Here is a 16,753-nt window from a genome sequence, read left to right on the forward strand (position 1 = left end):
TTTACAATTGAAATCTACCGGAAATACCGGCATTTGCAGGCTTGCAGATTATGAAAAAATCAGTAGTATGACAGATTCATTTATGCGTCAGCAGCTTCTGGATTTTCTTTATGCTCTGGCAGCCAGATATGCACCAGTTCAATACGGTTCTTATCCAGTTCATCTACAACAAGATGCATGCCGTCTTCCAAAGTGACAGATTCGCCCTCGCGTGGGAGGCAGTCAAGCTGTTCAATAATATATCCGCCTACAGAATCGTAGTCCTCTGATTCAAGTTTGGTACCCAGTGCTTCGTTGACATCATCCAGTTTGGCAGAACCAAGAACTTCATACTCCCGTCCAGGCTGAATCTCACGGATCGGTTCTTCCTCATCTTCGTCATATTCATCACGGATTTCACCTACGATTTCCTCCAGAAGATCCTCAAGAGTGACAAGACCGGCAGTGGAGCCGTATTCGTCGAGAACAATTGCAAGGTTTACGGAAGCTTTTCTCATTTCCATCATAAGATCTGTGGTACGCTTATATTCATAAGTGAAATAAGGCTCACGGAGAATCTTACGGATAGAAAACGGTTCATTTTCCGGATAGAGAAGAAGATCCTTAATATTGATAATTCCAATCACATTGTCTGTGTTATCCTCATAAACAGGAAAACGGGTGTGCATATCTTCTTTGAAAATATCCATAAGTTCCTGATAAGTGGAATTCACGTCAATAAAAGTCATGTCAATTCTGGGAATCATTACATCTTTGGCAGCAGAATCACCGAAATCAAACACATTATAGATCATCTGCTTTTCTTCCCGCTCAATAACACCGTTTTCCTGCCCTGCATTTACCATAGAACGAAGCTCATGCTCTGTGATGGTGTCTTTCTTCGCATTGGGGTCAACACGAAGGAGGAAAAGAATGCCGTTAGCCAGTTTTCCCACAATGAAAATAACCGGGGTCAGTACTGTCATAAGCGCATATATAGGTCTGGCATAGGTGAGCGCCAGATCATCCGCTTTCAGTGTGGCAATGGTCTTCGGGGTGATCTCGCCAAACAGAAGTACCAGCAATGTCATAACGCCGGTAGCCACGCCGATATACATGCTTCCAAATACTTTCATGGTAAAAGTGGTAGCAAGGGAAGAGGCTGCAATGTTTACAATGTTGTTTCCGATTAAAATTGTACTGAGCATTTTTCCAGAATTGGAAATTATTTTCTCCAGGATAATGGCTCGCTTGTTTCCCTGTTCAGCCAGGGAATGGATCCGAATGCGGTTGGCAGCCGTCATGGATGTCTCCGCAGAGGAAAAGAAGGCGGACAACAGCACCAGAATCAGTATGGTGACCGCCTGTATAGGGACACTTGAATCCAAACTATATTCACTCCTTTTTTTATGTATTAAAAAGAATATACATGATTCAGGCTTAAAATGCAAGGAAAAAGTATTTGAGTTTATGGATTGCGAAAAGTAACGAAAAAAGTGGAATTGGGGGTGTCGAAAAAGAAAGAACTGTGTTATAATTCAGTTCGGTAAAAAAATAAATTATTACAAAATGTTTACAAAAGAGTAAAGATTTGATATAGTGTAGATTAAGGGCTGAATAAATAGCTACTGTGAATCACAGTGTGAAAATTCACCTGTTTATAATTTGAGATTGATTTTGGACAGTTGTACTGCCTTTGGATTATATAGATTTTATGATTGATGTGGATTTGGCTAGAGTGTGTTTGAAAAAGGCTTTCTGCAAGATGTGCGTCACAATTTGTGGGAGATTTCGCTCGAATGAGGGCGCCGTAGCGGGCTACGGCAACTGAATTCAGGTGAAATCTCCCGCAAAGTGGGGCGTGCAGATTGCGGGAATGATTTTTCAAACAGGCTCTAGGGATATGGGCAGTTACATTTAATATACATATTACGACAGAGGTGCCAGGATGAAAAAGAAGAAAAACGTTATGTACAGAAAAAGCGTATCATTACTTGCGGCAGCTGCGATGACAGCAGTACTTATGACAGGACAGGTTTATCCAGTAGCTGCATGGGGGCAGAGTACAGAGACCAGACTTGAGAAATCCAGTCTGATTCCGGAAAATATCACAATTGATCAGCCAGTTGCTCTTTCGGAAGTGGCATTGCCCAAGAGTGATTATGGAACGCTTTCCTGGGCGGATGATTCATATATACCGGATAAAAGAGTGCAGACCTGCGAAGTAGTATTTAAACCAGCAGCAGACGTGGATCTTTCTTATATTTCCGGATGGGATTCTGAGAAAAAAGTTGTGAAAGGTAAGATCACAGTTGTTGTCAGCAGCATAGAAGAGAGTTCTGAAGATCAGCCTTCTGATACTGCTGCAGATGTGGAAACAGGTGACGAGAGCAGTGAAGCATCTGTCCCGGACGACACAACTTCTGACAATAAAGATACAGATATAAAATCAGATGACGCAGCAGTTACAGGTGAGAATCAGCAGAATGATTCAGAAGCTTCAGGGAAGACAGAAGATCAGACTGAGAATGCGGGAAACAAGCAGAACAGTGAATCAGATAAGAAAGAAGAAACCATCGAGAGCACTCCTGCTTCCAATGAAGTAAAATCTGAAGAGAACACCGAAGCGGCTGGAATTACAACCCCGGCAGAAAAAACAGAAGCAACGGCTCCTGCAATGGAAGAAACTGTAGATTCTGAAGATATTCAGGAAGAAGCCCCAGAAGAGTCAAAAGCTGATACAAATTTAGATACAGCTGCAGAAGAGTCAAAAGCTGATACAGGTTCAGATACAGCCGCAGATAGCATAGAGAGTACAAATTCTGATAATGGTGAGGATGCAGCATCTGACAATGTGCAGACCGCAGATTCCTCAGATGATACTGGAAAACTGAACGAAACTTTTGGTGAGGTGATGCCTGGTGCTACCATTCTTGATGGTACAGGGGATTCTGTGAAAAATGAGAACACAGAAGAGAAAAAAGATACTGCAGATACAACGAACACCACGGATGTAAAAGACACAACAGACCCTACAGAGGATGACCAGAAAAATATATTTGATAATCCTCTTGACTTTACCACAGCGGATACAAGACCGGCAACTGCTGAGGACGATCTCACAGAAGAAGAGCAGGCTGCAAGGGCTGCTCAGAATCATAGTTGTGAGGGAATTTCTGTATCAGGCATAGATCTTCCCTGGTATGTCCAGTTCCAGGTGACCAGTGGTGAAAATTACGAATTTAAAAATGAAGATAATGCTACGATCTTCCAATCCTATGAATTTAAATTATGGGATCTGAAGAATAATACAGAGTATGAAATTCCGGATGGACAGTATGTAAGCGTAACGATTCCTGTCAAAGAAGGATATAAATATTCGATTGAGCATCTTCTTGATAATGGTGCGACAGAGACCATTATTCCCAGTGTAAACGGAAGCACCATGGTATTCAGCACACATTCTTTCAGCCCGTTTGGAATTGCAGGTTTTCGTCCAATCGTAGGAGAGGACATTGCAAATGGAGCGTATGGCGATGGAAGTACACCAACTCCTACACCTACTGTGACGATCAGTGGAACACCTACCCCGTCTCCATCTGTGACCGGAGCTGGTACGAATGGAACAAATGGATCCGGAACGGGTAAAACGGATAGCAATAGCGGAAATGAAACTGGTGGAAATACAGGTGATTCAAATGGAATCAGCAATGGAAATACAAATGGCTCTTCCAATGGGACTTCAGGAACCGGAAATGGTGGTTCTTCATCTGGTACCGGAAGCTCTGACGGCAGTGACAATTCCGGAACCAGCAATACACCAGGTGTGGCATCTGATGGAACTATAAATTCTGGCACAACAGATGGCAGTTCTTCAAATGGAACAGGTTCCAGTACAAATGCGGGACAGACTGCAGGAAACACTACAGGCAACACTGCAGGAAATACGGCTGCTACCTCAAACGGAAATAACGGTCAGAGTCAGACCTCAAATGCAGTAAAAACTGGTGACAACACCATGATCCTTCCCTTTGTGATCCTTGTGATCGCTGCAGCCGCTGTGATCATTATTGTGATTATTGTTCGCAAAAAGAAAAGATAAAGCAGACAGGATAATTAAAACGGACATTCATAATCCATGAATAACGAAGCCAGCCCTTCCATATATTACATATGGGAGGGCTGTTTTTATGAAAGTAAAAGTCATTTTAAAATCTTTACTTTTTTCCTATGCAGTTACCGGAGCGTTTCTTTTGCTTCTGGCATTCCTTTTATTCCAGTTTGACCTGGGAGAAAAGCCTGTGTCAGCAGGAATTGTAGCTGTGTATATTTTGTCCTGTTTTTCAGGAGGCTTCATGTCAGGAAAAATTCTGCGCAAAGATAAGTATTTATGGGGAATTCTGGTAGGGGCTTTTTACTATTTGCTTTTGATTACAGTATCTTTTGTAGTGCAGGGAAAATGGGAAATGAGTCTGGTACATGCAGTAACTACTTTTTTTATGTGTCTGGGTGGTGGTGCTCTTGGTGGGATGTTGTCTTAGAGCGTGTTTGAGAAATCATTCCCGCATTTTTTGAAAAGATTCGCACTCTGTCCAATAAAAAATGCTTTAAAAATAAAAAAAAATATGATATACTAGGCAAAGATTATATACATAAGGAGGCTAATACTATGCAGCATATCAAAACATTAAATACAAAGAACCTGCAGAACACTGTAAAGAAAGGCGGCTGCGGCGAGTGCCAGACATCATGTCAGTCCGCATGCAAGACATCCTGTACAGTAGGAAACCAGAGCTGCGAGAACAAATAAGTCGGGCAACTGGAAACGTATGTAAGCAGCGGTGTAAAAGCCGCTGCTTATTCATGCAATAGGAAAGAATGAAAGGATATACTAACATGAGTCTGATTCACCGTTATCAAAACAATGGCTACAACATCGTGCTGGACATCAACAGCGGATGTATCCATGTTGTGGATGAAGTGACCTACGAAGTACTTCCTTATATGGAAGAAGGTCTGGACACAGCTGCCATTGTAGGAAAACTGGGAGATCAGTTTTCAGAAGAAGATATTAAGACATCAGTGGCAGAGTGTGAGAAGCTGAAAGCCGATGGCATGCTTTTCACCAGAGATGTATATGAGAATGCTATTGATACATTTACCAAGAACCGTCAGACAGTGGTAAAAGCGCTCTGTCTGCACATCGCCCACGATTGTAACCTTGCCTGTCGCTACTGCTTTGCAGAAGAAGGAGAGTACCACGGAAGACGAGCTCTCATGTCTTTTGAGGTAGGGAAGAAGGCACTGGATTTCCTGATCGCTAATTCAGGCTCCAGACACAATCTGGAGGTGGATTTCTTTGGCGGCGAGCCGCTTATGAACTGGCAGGTTGTTAAGGACCTGGTAGCATACGGCCGTGAGCAGGAGAAAATCCACAATAAAAAATTCCGTTTTACCCTTACTACCAACGGTGTTCTGCTGAACGATGAGGTAATGGAATTCTGCAACAAAGAGATGGGAAATGTGGTCCTCAGTATTGATGGCCGTAAGGAAGTTCACGATTTTATGCGCCCATTCCGCAAGGGGGCAGGAAGCTATGATCTGATCCTTCCGAAGTTTCAGAAATTTGCAGAGTCCCGTAACCAGGACAAGTATTATGTAAGAGGAACCTTCACTCATCATAATCTTGATTTCTCCCAGGATGTTCTTCATCTTGCAGACCTTGGATTCAAGCAGATTTCTGTAGAGCCTGTAGTGGCAGATCCATCTGAGGAGTACGCACTTCGGGAGGAAGACCTGCCGAAGATCATGGAAGAATACGACCTTCTTGCGAAAGAGATGATAAAACGCGAGAAAGAAGGCAAAGGTTTTAATTTCTTCCATTTCATGATCGACCTTACCGGTGGCCCTTGTGTATACAAGAGGCTTTCAGGATGTGGAAGCGGCACAGAATATCTTGCCGTAACTCCATGGGGGGATTTCTACCCATGCCACCAGTTTGTTGGGGAAGAAGAATATCTGATGGGAAATGTGGATGAAGGGATTACGAGACCTGACATCCAGAAGGATTTCGGATGCTGCAATGTTTACACCAAGCCAGCCTGCAAGGATTGTTTTGCAAGATTCTACTGCAGTGGCGGATGCGCAGCAAACGGATATCATGCCCATAAGGATATCAGAAGCAATTATGAAATCGGATGCGAGCTCCAGAGGAAGCGTGTGGAGTGCGCCATCATGATAAAAGCTGCACTGGCAGAAGACTGATAGCACTTCGCCAGCTGCGAAGATTTCTGTCAGTCCCTGCTTTTGCGAAAAACAAAAAAGAAGGGACAGAACAATGAAAAAATCAAGAGGTATCTTAGTCCTGATCCTGACTGCCATCGTTACCGTATTCTTTTGCTATACGGCTGCTGTAGGTATTGGTCCTACAGGAACCGGTGCCATGAAGAATATCAAGACCGGACTTGATCTGGCTGGTGGTGTCAGCATTACATATCAGGCAAAGGACAGTAACCCAAGCAGTGAAGACATGAGCGATACTGTGTACAAGCTGCAGAAACGTGTTGAGCAGTACAGTACAGAAGCTCAGGTATATCAGGAAGGCTCTGACCGTATCAATGTAGAGATTCCTGGTGTAACAGATGCAAATGCTATTCTGGAAGAACTTGGCCAGCCAGGTTCCCTGTGCTTTATCACACAGCAGGATGAGGATGGAAACGCAAATTTTCAGGCAGATTCCAGCAGCGAGACCGGATACTCTCTGGCAAGAAGTCTTGACGAGATCCGTGCAGCCGGCTCTGTGGTTTTGGAAGGTACAGATGTGGCAGATGCTACAGGCGGTGCAATCCAGCAGCAGAATTCCAGCAGCAGAGAGTACGTGGTAGATCTGACTCTTACAGACGAGGGAAAAACAAAATTCGCAGAGGCAACTCAGAACAATGTTGGAAAACAGATCGCGATTATCTATGACAACGGCGTATTAAGCGCTCCAAGAGTAAATGAAGCCATCACAGGCGGTAAGGCACAGATCAGTGGTATGGAAAGTGTTGAGAGAGCACAGGAGCTTGCTTCCTATATCCGTATCGGATCCCTGAGCCTTGAACTGACAGAGCTTCGTTCCAGCGTTGTAGCTGCACAGCTCGGTGAAGAAGCAATCTCCACCAGCCTTATTGCAGGTCTGATCGGTCTGATCATCGTAATTCTGTTTATGATCATCGCTTACCGTGTACCTGGTGCAGTTGCAGGCCTTTCCCTGATTTTCTACACAGCGACAATTCTGCTTACCTTAAATGCATTTGACATTACCCTTACGCTTCCGGGTATTGCAGGTATCATCCTTGGCATTGGTATGGCAGTAGATGCGAATGTTATTATTTATGCACGTATCCGTGAGGAAATCGGTACAGGCTCTACCGTAAGATCCGCGATCAAAGCTGGTTTCTCCAAGGCTTTTTCCGCAATCTTTGACGGAAACATCACAACCCTGATCGCAGCATTCGTTCTGATGTGGCTGGGTACTGGTTCTGTTAAAGGATTTGCATATACACTGGCACTTGGTATTGTGATTTCCATGTTTACAGCTCTGGTATTTTCCAGACTTGTGATCAATGCATTATATGCAGTTGGCGTTCGCGATGAGAAATTCTATGGAAAGACTGAAGAGAAGAAAGTCATTAACTTTGTTGGAAAGAGAAGATTATGCTTCACCCTTTCCATTATCCTGATCCTTGCCGGACCAGCCACTATGCTGATCCACAAGGCTACAGGCGGAAAAGCCCTGAACTACAGCCTTGAGTTTTCAGGTGGTACTTCTACCAATGTCACCTTTAACGAAGATATGGACATTAAGACCATTGATTCTGAGGTTACACCTGTAGTGGAAGAGGTTACAGGAGATAAGAATGTACAGCCTACTAAGGTTGTTGGAACAAATCAGGTTATCATCAAGACACGTTCCCTGAATCTTGACGAACGTGAGGCACTGAATAAGGCACTTGTTGACAAGTTTGGTGTAGATGAATCCCTGATCCAGGCAGAGAGTATTTCCTCCACTGTCAGCAACGAAATGAGAAGAGATGCTGTAGTAGCCGTTTTTGTTGCCACTATTTTCATGCTTCTTTACATCTGGTTCCGTTTCAAGGATATCCGTTTTGCAGGAAGTGCGGTACTTGCACTTCTTCATGATGTGCTTGTTGTCCTTACATTCTATGCGATTTCCAGAATTTCCGTAGGAAATACTTTTATCGCTTGTATGTTGACTATTGTTGGTTATTCTATCAACGCCACGATCGTTATCTTCGACCGTATCCGTGAGAATCTTCACGGAAGCAAGCGCGTAGATGAGCTCGAAGAAGTGGTAAATAAGAGTATTACACAGACACTTACCAGAAGTATTTATACTTCCCTTACTACCTTTATCATGGTAGCTGTTCTTTATATCATGGGTGTATCTTCCATCCGTGAGTTCGCAGCTCCGCTGATGGTTGGTATTATCTGCGGTGCTTATTCTTCTGTATGCATTACCGGAGCCCTCTGGCTGGTAATGAAAAAGAAAATTGGCGGCGGACAGGCTCAGACTGTAAAAGCTACAGCTGGTGCTGCTCCGGTTAAACAGTCTGTTTCAAGTGCAAAGGCACCAAGTGCTCCAGCTGCAAATGGACAGACCCAGCCGAAGAAGAAAAATCGTAAGAGAGTTCAGGAGCGTCTTGCAGCCCAGGAGGCGGCTAAGAATGCTGAGAATGGTTCTTCTGAGGAAGACAGATAATTAAATGAACTTAAGCCAGGACGGGTGGAAACATCTGTCCTGGCTTGCTTTTTATGTAAAATTCTATTACTATTTAGTGGGTTGAAAAGTTCTTTAGGAGGGACGCATTTGGACAATGTGTATTACTCACTCGCCGGCGCAACGCTCCGATGAACTAATCGCTAACTGCGACTAATGCGTTCGGGAGAGCCCTCACGCATAAGTCTCCGTAAGCGCTGGATTTCATCTGCGCTAAAAACGCGCCTGAAATGGCTCGCTGGAGTAATACACATTGCCCAAATGCTGTGTGTCGGCTGGGACTGATTCTATTTAGGAACTTTTAACGAGGAAGAGGGGGAGTGATTGGTTTTCTGATACTTTCTTGGCAATGATGGATTAGAAAAAAACAATAAAGCTGCGAAGTACCAACCATCTAAATGAGGTATCGAAGACACATATAATAATATGTCAAGTTCTTTGTTTGCAAAACAGCCCTAAAAATGTGCAAATACTTCATAGAAATTGTAAAAGCCGCTAATTTCCGGCAAGATTTCCATAAACTTTCGTTTCCGATATAGTATATGGAAGCCAGTCACTCACCCTCCCCACCTGTTGAAAGTTCCTATGTACAAATAAGTCCTAGCCAGTACACAGCATTCGGGCAATGGTGATTGCTCCAGCGAGCCATTTCAGGCGCGGTTTTAGCGTAGGCGAAATCCACTGCTTACGGAGACTTAATCGTGAAGGCTTTCCTGAACGATTTAGTCGCAGTTAGCAGTTAGTTCGCTGGAGCGTTGCGCCGGCGAGTGAGCAATCACCATTGTCCGAGTGCGTCCGCCTTGAACAACTTTCAACACACTAAATAGCAATACAATTTACAACAGGAGACAGAGCATGGAAAAATGGGTATTAGCGGCGAAAAGAGCTGATTTTCAGGAGATTGGCCGGAAGTATGGAATAGATCCGGTGATCGCCAGGATTATTCGGAACAGGGATATTACAGAAGATGCAGAAATTAATCAGTATCTGAACGGAACCCTGGATGACATTCCATCCTGGAAAAGTCTGAAGGATATTGACAAAGCTGTGGAAATTATTTCGCAAAAAATAGATCTGGGAACCAGGATGAGAATTATAGGAGATTATGATATTGACGGTGTAACTGCAACTTATATTCTGTTAAAAGGATTTAAACGCCTGGGGGCGAATGTAGATACCTATATTCCGGACCGCATTGCAGATGGATATGGAATTCATAATCATCTTATAGAGAAAGCAAAAGAGGATGGAGTAGATACGATCGTGACCTGTGACAATGGAATTTCGGCTGCAGATCAGATTGCATTTGCAAAAAAAATGGGCATGACAGTGGTAGTGACGGATCACCACGAGGTCCCTTTTGAAGATACAGAAGAAGGGCGAAAATACAAGCTTCCTCTGGCAGATGCAATTATCAATCCAAAACAGTCTGACTGTACGTATCCAAATAAAAATATCTGTGGCGCAGTGGTTGCAATGAAACTGGTTTTTGCATTGTATGAGAAATATGGAATCCCGGAGAGTGAGAAAGAAGATTATCTGGAACCTGCGGCTATCGCTACAGTTGGAGATATTATGGACCTTCAGGGAGAAAACCGTATTCTTGTAAAAGAGGGACTTTTACGTCTGCCTCATACAAAAAATAAGGGACTGAAAGCTTTGATAAGAGCAATTGGTCTGGAAAATCAGAAAATCAGTTCCTACGATATTGGTTTTCGCCTTGGTCCGTGCATTAATGCCAGCGGAAGACTGGATACAGCCATGCGCTCCCTGTCCCTATTACAGTGTGAAGATGAAGAAGAGGCTGCAAAGCTTGCAAACGATCTGAAAGCATTGAATGACAGCCGTAAGGCACTGACGGAACAGGGTACAGAAGCTGCCTACAAGCTGATAGAGGGCAGCAATCTGAAAAATGACAGAGTAATGGTTGTATTTTTGCCGGATTGTCATGAGAGTCTTGCAGGAATCATAGCAGGAAGAATCCGTGAAAAATATCACAAGCCTGCTTTTGTTCTTACAAGAGGGGAAAAATCGGTGAAAGGCAGCGGCAGATCTACAGAAAATTATTCCATGTATGAGGAGCTTGTAAAATGTGACAGTCTGTTGCTCCAGTATGGTGGCCATCCTATGGCAGCAGGTCTTTCTATAGAAGAAGCAAATGTGGAAGCATTTCGCCGTCAGCTCAATGAAAACTGCACCTTGACAGAGGAAGATATGATCCCAAAAATCGTGATCGATGTACCAATGCCCATTTCTTACATAAACGAGAATCTGATCCGTCAGCTCTCTGTTCTGGAACCCTTTGGAAAAGGAAATGCGAAGCCTGTTTTTGCCCAGAAAAATCTCCGCGTTTTAAAAACCGGAATATATGGAAAGACTCAGAATACAGTGAAATTGCAGCTGATGGACGAATCCGGCACGGTGATGGATGGGGTTTACTGGGGCGAGGCAAAGGAGTTTGCAGAGTTTGCAAGGTCTCATGGAACTATTTCTGTAACCTATTATCCGAAGATCAACTCCTATATGGGAAGAGACTCTTTGCAAATTGTCATACAAAATTATTGCTAAAAAGGGGATAATCATGTAAAACCACGAAAAATGCAGTATTTCCAGTGAGCCTGTCGGTTTTGCGTTGATTCCCGATTTAAAAAGTGTTATACTAAAAAATATTTATGATGCTAGAGCATGTGTGAAAAAGGCTTTCTTTTTTTAAACACGCTCTGGGGTGGCTGAGGCTTTCCCCACAACATCCATTAATCTGAGGAGGCTATTATGAAAAAAATAGAAGAATATATAAGAAGTATACCTGATTTTCCAGAACCAGGCATTATTTTCAGAGATGTTACCAGTATCCTTCAGGACGCAGACGGACTGAAGCTTGCAATTGATTCCATGCAGGATTGTCTGAAGGATGTGGATGTGGATGTAATAGTGGGAACAGAATCCCGTGGATTCATTTTTGGAATGCCAATTGCTTATAATCTTCATAAGTCTTTTGTACCAGTACGTAAGAAAGGAAAACTCCCATGTGAGACCGTTTCTGCAAGCTATGATCTGGAATATGGCAAAGCTGAGATTGAGATTCACAAGGATGCCATTAAGCCAGGACAGAAGGTAGTTATCATTGATGATCTGATCGCAACAGGCGGTACAGTTGAAGCTGCAGCGAAACTGGTAGAGCAGCTTGGTGGAGTGGTAGTGAAGATCGTATTTCTGATGGAACTTGCAGGTCTTGAGGGGCGTAAGAAACTGGAGAAATATGACGTTGCTTCTGTAATCCGTTATGAAGGTAAATAAAGGATGTGTCTGTTTCGCCAGATTCCCCCGGGAAAACAGGTGGGCGGATGCTGACGCAGATAGTATTTAAACAGGCAGGTGTGAAATATGGCTGATATTGTTAACGAGCAGGGCAAGGAGCCTGAAGTATCAAAAGAGGATATGGAGAAGCTGGAGTCTGTGAAGAAAGCAGATGCAGCTGTAAAATCCATGCACGACTTTACAAGCCCTGAAGTATTATATAATGAGCTGATTGCCAGCATAAAGAAATATCATCCTTCTACGGACATAACCATGATCCAGAAGGCATACGAGACTGCAAGGGAAGCCCACAAGGATCAGAAGAGAAAGTCCGGGGAACCCTACATTATTCATCCTTTATGTGTTGCCATTATTCTGGCGGATCTGGAACTGGACAAGGAGACCATTGTAGCAGGCCTTCTTCACGATGCTGTTGAAGATACCTGGATGACCTGTGATGAGATCACCAGAGAATTTGGTCCTGAGGTTGCGCTTCTGGTAGATGGGGTAACTAAGATCGGTCAGCTGTCCTATTCCAAGGATAAAGTAGAGCTGCAGGCAGAGAGCCTTCGCAAGATGTTCCTTGCCATGGCAAAGGATATCCGTGTTATTCTGATCAAGCTTGCAGACCGTCTTCATAATATGCGTACTCTTCAGTACATGACTCCTGAGAAACAGAAGGAGAAGGCAAGAGAGACGATGGACATCTATGCGCCTATCGCACAGCGTCTTGGTATTTCCAAGATCAAAGTAGAGCTGGATGACCTTTCCCTGAAATATCTGAAACCAGATGTTTATTATGATCTGGTTGAGAAAGTAGCACTTCGTAAAAGCGTCCGTGAGGAATTCGTAGGGAATATTGTCAAGACTGTGCATCAGCATATGGTAGAAGCCGGAATTAAGGCACAGGTTGACGGTCGTGTAAAACACTTTTTCAGTATCTATAAAAAGATGGTAAATCAGAATAAGACGATTGATCAGATTTACGATCTGTTTGCAGTGCGTATCCTGGTAGATACAGTGAAGGACTGTTATGCGGCACTTGGTGTGATCCATGAGATGTATAAGCCAATTCCAGGACGTTTCAAGGACTATATTGCAATGCCCAAACCAAATATGTACCAGTCTTTGCATACCACGCTGATCGGACCGAATGGACAGCCTTTTGAAATTCAGATCAGAACCTTTGAGATGCATAAGACTGCCGAGTACGGTATTGCTGCACATTGGAAATATAAAGAGGCTTCTGACGGTAAGGCTTCCTCAGGCAATCGTGAGGAGGAGAAGCTGAACTGGCTGCGCCAGATCCTGGAATGGCAGAGAGACATGTCTGATAATAAAGAGTTCATGAGTCTTCTGAAAAATGATCTGGATCTGTTTGCAGACAGTGTATACTGCTTTACTCCGCAGGGAGATGTGAAAACCCTTCCTAACGGCTCCACCCCCATTGATTTTGCATACAGCGTGCACAGTGCTGTAGGAAACAAAATGGTAGGTGCCAGGGTAAATGGCAAACTGGTGCCCATTGAATACCGGATCCAGAATGGTGACCGTATTGAAATCATTACTTCCCAGAATTCCCAGGGACCAAGCCGTGACTGGCTGAAGGTGGTCAAGAGCACACAGGCCAGAAATAAAATCAATCAGTGGTTCAAGAAAGAACTGAAGGAAGATAATATTCTGAAGGGCAAGGAAATGCTTGCCCAATATGCCAAGAGCAAGGGCTTTAAATTCGCTAATTACACCAAGACTCAGTATCTGGACGCAGTCCTTCGTAAATATGGTTTCCGTGACTGGGATTCTGTACTTGCCGCCATCGGACATGGCGGACTGAAAGAGGGACAGGTATTTAATAAGCTTGTAGAAGCTTATGATAAAGAGAATAAAAAGAATCTCACAGATGAAGAAGTTCTGGAGGCAGCAGCCGCAGAGAATCAGGATAAGAAGCATCATATCAAGAGCAAGAGCGGCATTGTAGTACGGGGCATTCATGACGTTGCAGTACGCTTCTCCAAATGCTGTAATCCGATTCCCGGTGATGAGATTGTTGGATATGTTACAAGAGGCCGTGGTGTTACCATTCATCGAACTGACTGTGTAAATGTGATGAATATGTCTGAAATGGACAGAAGACGTCTTCTGGAAGCAGAGTGGCAGGATCCGGAGATCAAGCCGGATGAGCATTACATGGCTGAGATCAATGTATATGCTAATAATCGTACCGGTCTTCTGGTTGATATTTCCAAGATCTTTACAGAGCGTAAGATTGACATCCGAAATATTAACTGCCGAACAAACAAGCAGGAGAAGGCCACTATTTCTGTAAGCTTTAACGTCAGCTGTAAGGATGAACTGAATTCCCTTATCGAGAAGATACGTCAGCTGGAAAGTGTTTTGGATGTAGAAAGAACTACAGGCTGAGAAACAATGGAAATGTGAACTGGCTGGAGATATACAGTACGTTGAGCATTGGATGGTATGTTACCGGTCAGGACACGGACAATAACGGAATAATAACATAAATGGCATATCAGCTGCCATGAAAGGATAATCTATGGGAAAACTTGAATTACAGCAGATGGTTCTTGGCCCTGTATATACCAATTGCTACTTTTTAAAAAATAAAGAAACCGGTGAAGCGCTGATCGTTGATCCGGCAGATTCACCGAAGAGAATTTTTCAGAAGGTGGAAGATATGGGTGCAAAGCTGGTAGGAATCCTTCTGACTCATGGCCATTTTGACCACATTATGGCAGTACAGGCTGTGAAAGCTGAGTATCAGATTCCGGTTTATGCCTGCCGCCAGGAAGAAGAAATGCTTCGGGAGCCTTCTGTGAATATGACTGACCGGATGCATAAACCATGTTCTGTGCGTCCTGATGTTTTTCTGGAGGACCTGCAAGTATTTGAAGCTGCTGGATTTTCTATTCAGATGCTCCACACTCCAGGACACACGAAAGGAAGCTGTTGCTACTATCTGAAAGACGAAAGGGTTCTGTTCAGCGGGGATACATTATTCTGCGGTTCTGTTGGAAGAACGGATTTTCCAGGCGGCAGTTCCCGTGAAATCCGGGAGAGCCTTCATAAGCTGTTAAATGCCCTTCCAGATGAAACAAATGTTTATCCGGGGCATGATACATCTACAACTATCGGTTACGAAAAGAGGTACAATCCATTTGTGTAAAATAGGAATCCTGCTGCTTGACAGGGATTTCGAGCATGATATATATGAATTAATAAAAGCATTTTATCCGGAAGGAGATATCCACAGCCTCTACGAAAAAGACGAAGAGGAGTACGATATCTTCTTTACTGTGAAAAAAGAAAATGACAATTTTGTTATAAAATATGAGACGAAGGATCAAAAAGGTGTTGCCAGCGCAGAGGTGATCCGGGGGGCAGACGGGGATTCCAGTCAGGAAACTCATGAGAAACTCATGGATGCCCATGAGCTTCGTAAAGCCAACAAGGACAGTCTGAAATATGCACTGTACAATGTTCTGGTGAAGCTTACCGGCAGAAACCTTCCATGGGGGAATCTTACGGGAATCCGTCCGGCCAAGCTTGCCATGGGGATGATCGAGAGTGGTATGAAAAATACCGAGATCGCACAGGAAATGCGGGAGCGTTATCTGGTAAGCGCAAAGAAAACTGCTCTTGCCATCACCATAGCAAACAGGGAGCGGGCACTTCTTCAGGATATTGATTATGAGCATGGTTACAGCTTATATGTAGGTATTCCCTTTTGTCCAAGTATCTGTTTGTATTGTTCCTTCAGCTCCTACCCTTTGAAGCTCTGGGCAAAAAGAGTAGATGAATATCTGGATGCTTTATGTCTGGAAATTCGCGAAACGGCCAGGATGATGAAGAACTACAAGCTGGATACGATCTATATCGGCGGAGGCACACCTACCACGTTAGAGCCGTATCAGCTGAAAAGGCTTCTTGAACAGCTGGGAGAGTCCTTTGGTTTTGATGGACTTGTAGAATTTACCATTGAAGCTGGCAGACCAGACAGTATTACAAGGGAGAAGCTTGAGACAATTAAAGAATTTCCTGTGACCAGAATTTCTGTTAATCCCCAGACCATGAATCAGGATACTCTGGAAATCATTGGAAGACGTCATACTGTGGCACAGACCATAGAAGCTTTCCATCTTGCCAGAGAACTGAATTATAACAATATTAACATGGATCTCATTGTAGGACTGCCTGGAGAGGATATTTCCAAGGTGAAATACACATTGGAGAAAGTAAAAGAGCTTTCCCCGGACAGCCTTACCGTACATTCTCTGGCTGTGAAGCGTGCAGCACGCCTGAATATGTTTAAGGACAAATATCAGGAGATGACATTTGAAAATAACCAGGAGATCATGGATCTGACACAGCAGACTGCATATTCCATGGAAATGGGACCTTACTATCTGTACCGTCAGAAGAATATGAAGGGAAATTTTGAAAATGTAGGCTATGCAAAGGTTGACAAAGCCGGGATTTACAATATACTGATTATGGAAGAAAAACAACCGATCATTGCTCTTGGAGCAGGCGGTTCTTCCAAACTGGTCTTTGACCATGGCAAACGTATTGAGCGGGTGGAGAATGTGAAAGATGTCACAAGCTATATTGCCCGTATTGATGAGATGATTGAAAGAAAGCGAACAGGAATTGGAACCTGGTTGTAGGAGGGAGGGA

General features: G+C 43.7%; 11 protein-coding genes and 2 pseudogenes. 11 read left to right on the forward strand and 2 right to left on the reverse strand.

Annotated elements, in window-relative coordinates:
* Window positions 1-80: 80 nt before the first annotated feature.
* Both ACESTK_RS06000 and ACESTK_RS06005 read right to left on the reverse strand, forming a co-directional pair.
* Entirely contained in the window at window positions 81-1,367 is a 1,287-nt protein-coding gene (locus tag ACESTK_RS06000) for an HlyC/CorC family transporter (RefSeq protein WP_173718300.1), read from the reverse strand.
* Window positions 1,368-1,585: 218 nt separating this feature from the next.
* Window positions 1,586-1,807: pseudogene (locus ACESTK_RS06005) on the reverse strand (DUF6783 domain-containing protein); the annotation flags it as partial.
* Here ACESTK_RS06005 and ACESTK_RS06010 point away from each other — a divergent pair.
* From ACESTK_RS06010 to hemZ, 11 genes and pseudogenes are all read left to right on the forward strand, one after another.
* A pseudogene (locus ACESTK_RS06010) lies at window positions 1,724-1,900 on the forward strand (DUF6783 domain-containing protein). The pseudogenes ACESTK_RS06005 and ACESTK_RS06010 overlap by 84 nt on opposite strands.
* Window positions 1,901-1,927: 27 nt before the next feature.
* On the forward strand, window positions 1,928-4,081 hold the full coding sequence (locus ACESTK_RS06015) for a hypothetical protein (protein WP_373119145.1): 2,154 nt from the start codon (window positions 1,928-1,930) through the stop codon (window positions 4,079-4,081).
* Window positions 4,082-4,169: 88 nt separating this feature from the next.
* Window positions 4,170-4,520, forward strand: a complete 351-nt coding sequence (locus ACESTK_RS06020) for a TIGR04086 family membrane protein (RefSeq protein ID WP_118584282.1) — start codon at window positions 4,170-4,172, stop codon at window positions 4,518-4,520.
* A 128-nt stretch (window positions 4,521-4,648) separates the two neighbouring features.
* Window positions 4,649-4,789: a six-cysteine ranthipeptide SCIFF gene (scfA, locus tag ACESTK_RS06025; RefSeq protein ID WP_021926839.1), complete on the forward strand. Its 141-nt coding sequence runs from the start codon at window positions 4,649-4,651 to the stop codon at window positions 4,787-4,789.
* A gap of 92 nt (window positions 4,790-4,881) precedes the next feature.
* Window positions 4,882-6,243, forward strand: coding sequence for a thioether cross-link-forming SCIFF peptide maturase (gene scfB, locus ACESTK_RS06030; protein WP_118584284.1), 1,362 nt, complete (start codon window positions 4,882-4,884; stop codon window positions 6,241-6,243).
* A gap of 73 nt (window positions 6,244-6,316) precedes the next feature.
* Entirely contained in the window at window positions 6,317-8,743 is a 2,427-nt protein-coding gene (secD, locus tag ACESTK_RS06035) for a protein translocase subunit SecD (protein WP_187566047.1), read from the forward strand.
* An 873-nt stretch (window positions 8,744-9,616) separates the two neighbouring features.
* Complete coding sequence (gene recJ, locus ACESTK_RS06040) at window positions 9,617-11,329, forward strand: single-stranded-DNA-specific exonuclease RecJ (RefSeq protein ID WP_118579387.1); 1,713 nt, start codon at window positions 9,617-9,619, stop codon at window positions 11,327-11,329.
* Window positions 11,330-11,533: 204 nt separating this feature from the next.
* Window positions 11,534-12,058, forward strand: coding sequence for an adenine phosphoribosyltransferase (locus ACESTK_RS06045; RefSeq protein ID WP_118579390.1), 525 nt, complete (start codon window positions 11,534-11,536; stop codon window positions 12,056-12,058).
* 141 nt (window positions 12,059-12,199) lie between these two features.
* Entirely contained in the window at window positions 12,200-14,479 is a 2,280-nt protein-coding gene (locus ACESTK_RS06050) for a bifunctional (p)ppGpp synthetase/guanosine-3',5'-bis(diphosphate) 3'-pyrophosphohydrolase (protein WP_334285875.1), read from the forward strand.
* 133 nt (window positions 14,480-14,612) lie between these two features.
* Window positions 14,613-15,242, forward strand: coding sequence for an MBL fold metallo-hydrolase (locus tag ACESTK_RS06055; protein ID WP_373119149.1), 630 nt, complete (start codon window positions 14,613-14,615; stop codon window positions 15,240-15,242).
* On the forward strand, window positions 15,235-16,743 hold the full coding sequence (hemZ, locus tag ACESTK_RS06060) for a coproporphyrinogen dehydrogenase HemZ (RefSeq protein WP_330608485.1): 1,509 nt from the start codon (window positions 15,235-15,237) through the stop codon (window positions 16,741-16,743). Before ACESTK_RS06055 ends, hemZ begins: the two co-directional genes overlap by 8 nt.
* The last annotated feature ends 10 nt before the right edge of the window (window positions 16,744-16,753 follow it).

The sequence above is a fragment of the Ruminococcus sp. Marseille-P328 genome (assembly GCF_964249465.1).
GTDB classification, from domain to species: domain Bacteria; phylum Bacillota; class Clostridia; order Lachnospirales; family Lachnospiraceae; genus Blautia_A; species Blautia_A faecis.

Excerpts from the sequence above, each read along its gene's own strand:
- ACESTK_RS06015 (WP_373119145.1), top strand. The coding sequence starts at position 1,928 with ATGAAAAAGAAGAAAAACGTTATGTACAGAAAAAGCGTATCATTACTT.
- ACESTK_RS06020 (WP_118584282.1), top strand. The coding sequence starts at position 4,170 with ATGAAAGTAAAAGTCATTTTAAAATCTTTACTTTTTTCCTATGCAGTT.
- scfA (WP_021926839.1), top strand. The coding sequence starts at position 4,649 with ATGCAGCATATCAAAACATTAAATACAAAGAACCTGCAGAACACTGTA.
- secD (WP_187566047.1), top strand. The coding sequence starts at position 6,317 with ATGAAAAAATCAAGAGGTATCTTAGTCCTGATCCTGACTGCCATCGTT.
- recJ (WP_118579387.1), top strand. The coding sequence starts at position 9,617 with ATGGAAAAATGGGTATTAGCGGCGAAAAGAGCTGATTTTCAGGAGATT.
- ACESTK_RS06045 (WP_118579390.1), top strand. The coding sequence starts at position 11,534 with ATGAAAAAAATAGAAGAATATATAAGAAGTATACCTGATTTTCCAGAA.
- ACESTK_RS06050 (WP_334285875.1), top strand. The coding sequence starts at position 12,200 with ATGGAGAAGCTGGAGTCTGTGAAGAAAGCAGATGCAGCTGTAAAATCC.
- ACESTK_RS06055 (WP_373119149.1), top strand. The coding sequence starts at position 14,613 with ATGGGAAAACTTGAATTACAGCAGATGGTTCTTGGCCCTGTATATACC.